The organism is Streptomyces sp. NPDC006711 (assembly GCF_042869775.1).
In the GTDB taxonomy this organism is placed as follows: Bacteria; Actinomycetota; Actinomycetes; order Streptomycetales; family Streptomycetaceae; genus Streptomyces.
In genome coordinates this window covers 1-1155 of sequence record NZ_JBIAGO010000046.1, presented here as the reverse complement: position 1 = coordinate 1155, position 1155 = coordinate 1, and the positions used below count along the sequence as shown (strand labels likewise).

Here is a 1155-nt window from a genome sequence, read left to right as displayed (position 1 = left end):
TACTGACCTTGAATGCGTGATGTCGTCATGGTGGCTGGCGTCGGAGGCCGGTGCCGGTGAGGCAGCCGTTGAGGACGTCGTGGCGGTACTGGAGCTGGCGGAGGCCGCGCCGGACGGCGGTGATCAGGTCGTCGGGGTCGGCGAAGGCTCGGTTGGCTGTGGTGGTGCGTCGCAGGACGGACCAGATGCCTTCGACCGGGTTGAGGTCAGGTGCGTAGGGCGGCAGTTGGAAGACGGTGAGCCAGTCGCGGGCGTCGATGTAGCGCCGCATTCCGGCAGTCAGGTGGGTGTTGAGATTGTCCCAGACCAGCACGATCGGGCCGCCGAGCTGCTGGTGGGCGGTCTGGATCAGGTCGCGGTAGTCCTTCCAGGAGAAGCTTTTGCGCCCGTCGGGGCGGGCGTCTGGGCAGGGTCGGTAGATCAGCCGTGAGCGTTCGCCGGCCTTGTAGCAGGCCAGGGCTGCTACCGATAAGCGGCGGCGGGAGCGGCCCCGGACGCGGATCACAGGGGTGCGGCCGCGGCGGGACCAGGTGCGGGTGGTCGGCGGCGTCATCGAGAATCCGGCCTCGTCCTCAAAGACGAGCCAGGCGTCGAGCGCCGCCACGGTCCTTCCACCTGGGGCCAGGTCTCCTTCATCCAGCCGGCCATCGCCGCCTCGTCTCGCTCGATGGCACGGCGGGCAGGAACCTGGCAGGTCCAGCCATGCCGCCTGAGCAGCGCGGCGACGCCCTGGACTGTGTAGCTCTTGTGAAACCGTCGCCCGATCAGGGTCTTGATCCGAGACAGCGTCCAGGTCTGGTCCGGCCAGCCATGCGCGACCGGGCCCTTGAGCAGCTCACGCTCGAGGGCGGCGAACAGTTCGTCGCTCAGCAGCGGCAGCGACGCCGGCCCCTTCGAGGCCAGGGCTCTCGGCCCGTCCTGAGACCAGGCCTTGCGCCACCGCTGTACCGACCGGACGCTGACCCGCAGGTCGTGAGCGATGACTGCGTTCTCGTCACCCTGCGGGAACCGCTCGGCCGCCTCCAACCGCAACCTTTCGCGGAAGACCCGCCTTTCGTCGGTCAGCCCGCCCCCTTGCGCATACCTCATGCACTTGGCGTACCGCAGGGATCATGGTCCGTCAGCCCCTACGACACCACGCTTTGAAGGTCAGTA

At 68.3% G+C, this 1155-nt stretch carries 2 protein-coding genes; both read right to left on the bottom strand.

Features of this window, described 5'->3' with window-relative positions:
- Positions 1 to 25 precede the first annotated feature (25 nt).
- Positions 26 to 553, bottom strand: coding sequence for a transposase (locus ACFYM2_RS34755; RefSeq protein WP_359009149.1), 528 nt, complete (start codon positions 551 to 553; stop codon positions 26 to 28).
- On the bottom strand, positions 550 to 1089 hold the full coding sequence (locus ACFYM2_RS34750) for a winged helix-turn-helix domain-containing protein (protein ID WP_359009147.1): 540 nt from the start codon (positions 1087 to 1089) through the stop codon (positions 550 to 552). The genes ACFYM2_RS34755 and ACFYM2_RS34750 overlap by 4 nt, the downstream gene beginning before the upstream one ends.
- Between the last annotated feature and the right edge of the window lie 66 nt (positions 1090 to 1155).